1 rRNA gene is annotated in these 3160 nt (G+C 55.2%); it reads right to left on the reverse strand.

Annotated features, from left to right (window positions below):
• Positions 1–4: 4 nt before the first annotated feature.
• Positions 5–3145 (reverse strand): 23S ribosomal RNA (locus MOD31_RS21775).
• Between the last annotated feature and the right edge of the window lie 15 nt (positions 3146–3160).

Raw genomic sequence — 3160 nt, forward strand, 5'->3', positions numbered from 1 at the left:
TTGTGTGGTGTAAGTTGTTGGCCTATTAGTACCGGTCAGCTTCACGAGTCTTTAGTCCTCGCTTCCACATCCGGCCTATCAACCCAGTGGTCTGGCTGGGGGCCTCTCACACATAATGTGTATGGAAATCTCATCTTGAAGCGAGCTTCCCGCTTAGATGCTTTCAGCGGTTATCCCATCCGAACGTAGCTAATCAGCGATGCACTTGGCAGTACAACTGACACACCAGAGGTTCGTCCGTCCCGGTCCTCTCGTACTAAGGACAGCCCTTCTCAAATTTCCTGCGCGCGCAGCGGATAGGGACCGAACTGTCTCACGACGTTCTAAACCCAGCTCGCGTACCGCTTTAATGGGCGAACAGCCCAACCCTTGGGACCTACTCCAGCCCCAGGATGCGACGAGCCGACATCGAGGTGCCAAACCATGCCGTCGATATGGACTCTTGGGCAAGATCAGCCTGTTATCCCCGAGGTACCTTTTATCCGTTGAGCGACGGCCATTCCACAATGTACCGCCGGATCACTAGTCCCGACTTTCGTCCCTGCTTGAGATGTCTCTCTCACAGTCAAGCTCCCTTGTGCACTTACACTCGACACCTGATTGCCAACCAGGCTGAGGGAACCTTTGGGCGCCTCCGTTACTTTTTAGGAGGCAACCGCCCCAGTTAAACTACCCATCAGGCACTGTCCCTGACCCGGATCACGGGCCGAAGTTAGATGTCCAAAGTGACCAGAGTGGTATTTCAACGATGACTCCACCCGAACTGGCGTCCGGGTTTCAACGTCTCCCACCTATCCTACACAAGCCACTCCGAACACCAATACCAAACTATAGTAAAGGTCTCGGGGTCTTTCCGTCCTGCTGCGCGTAACGAGCATCTTTACTCGTACTGCAATTTCGCCGAGTTTATGGTTGAGACAGCGGGGAAGTCGTTACTCCATTCGTGCAGGTCGGAACTTACCCGACAAGGAATTTCGCTACCTTAGGATGGTTATAGTTACCACCGCCGTTTACTGGGGCTTAAATTCTCAGCTTCGCCCGTAAGGGCTAACCGGTCCTCTTAACCTTCCAGCACCGGGCAGGAGTCAGTCCGTATACATCGTCTTGCGACTTCGCACGGACCTGTGTTTTTAGTAAACAGTCGCTTCCCCCTGGTCTCTGCGGCCCACACCCGCTCACGGAGAGCAAGTCTCCATCACGGGGCAGGCCCCCCTTCTCCCGAAGTTACGGGGGCATTTTGCCGAGTTCCTTAACCATAATTCTCTCGATCGCCTTGGTATTCTCTACCTGATCACCTGTGTCGGTTTGGGGTACGGGCGGCTAAAACCTCGCGTCGATGCTTTTCTTGGCAGCATAGGATCACCGGATCCCCCCGAACGGGGGTCCCATCAGATCTCAGGATTGTGCTCGAAACACACAGGAACGGATTTGCCTATCCCTGACCCTACATCCTTAGACCGGGGCAACCATCGCCCGGCCCGGCTACCTTCCTGCGTCACACCTGTTAATACGCTTACCTCCCGGGATCAGATCCCGCGCTCGGCCAAAACCCACACACCACAAGGGTGATAGGGCAGGCTCCGGGCGGTTAGTATCCCCCGCTTGGCATGGACGGTTTTTCGCCGGTACGGGAATATCAACCCGTTGTCCATCGACTACGCCTGTCGGCCTCGCCTTAGGTCCCGACTTACCCAGGGCAGATTAGCTTGACCCTGGAACCCTTGATCATTCGGCGGACGGGTTTCTCACCCGTCTTTCGCTACTCATGCCTGCATTCTCACTCGTGTAGGCTCCACCGCTGGTTTCCACCGCGACTTCACTGCCCACACGACGCTCCCCTACCACTCCACACCCCTGAACCACGAAGGCTAGGGCAATATGTGAAATCCACAACTTCGGCGGTGTACTTGAGCCCCGCTACATTGTCGGCGCGGAATCACTTGACCAGTGAGCTATTACGCACTCTTTCAAGGATGGCTGCTTCTAAGCCAACCTCCTGGTTGTCTTCGCAACTCCACATCCTTTCCCACTTAGCACACGCTTAGGGGCCTTAGTTGGTGGTCTGGGCTGTTTCCCTCTCGACTATGAAGCTTATCCCCCACAGTCTCACTGCTGCGCTCTGACTTACCGGCATTCGGAGTTTGGCTGACGTCAGTAACCTTGTAGGGCCCATCGGCCATCCAGTAGCTCTACCTCCGGCAAGAAACACGCAACGCTGCACCTAAATGCATTTCGGGGAGAACCAGCTATCACGGAGTTTGATTGGCCTTTCACCCCTACCCACAGCTCATCCCCTCCATTTTCAACTGAAGTGGGTTCGGTCCTCCACGACGTCTTACCGTCGCTTCAACCTGGCCATGGGTAGATCACTCCGCTTCGGGTCTAGATCACGCCACTACACTCGCCCTATTCAGACTCGCTTTCGCTACGGCTACCCCACACGGGTTAACCTCGCGACGTAACACTAACTCGCAGGCTCATTCTTCAAAAGGCACGCCGTCACAGTAACAAGACTGCTCCGACGGATTGTAAGCACACGGTTTCAGGTACTGTTTCACTCCCCTCCCGGGGTACTTTTCACCTTTCCCTCACGGTACTGGTCCGCTATCGGTCATTAGGAAGTATTTAGGCTTATCAGGTGGTCCTGACAGATTCGCACGGGATTTCTCGGGCCCCGTGCTACTTGGGATACTCCCCAGGCCGTGCACAACATTACGGTTACGGGGCTCACACCCTCTCTGGCCGGCCTTTCAAGACCGTTCACCTATGCCTGCACCTCACCTCACTGGTCCGGCAGAACCAGAACGGAAAGTCCCACAACCCCGCCCATGCAACGCCCGCCGGCTATCACACATGAAACGGTTTAGCCTGATCCGCGTTCGCTCGCCACTACTAACGGAATCACTATTGTTTTCTCTTCCTGCGGGTACTGAGATGTTTCACTTCCCCGCGTTCCCCCCACGCACCCTATGTGTTCAGATGCGGGTCACACAATCACCATGACAGCGTTGTGCGGGGTTTCCCCATTCGGACATCCTGGGATCAACGCTCGGTTATCAACTCCCCCAGGCTTATCGCAGATTCCTACGTCCTTCTTCGGCTCCTAATGCCAAGGCATCCACCGTGTGCCCTTAAAAACTTGACCACACAAGNTCAAAAA

This window comes from Paenarthrobacter sp. TYUT067 (genome assembly GCF_023656375.1).
Lineage (GTDB): Bacteria > Actinomycetota > Actinomycetes > Actinomycetales > Micrococcaceae > Arthrobacter.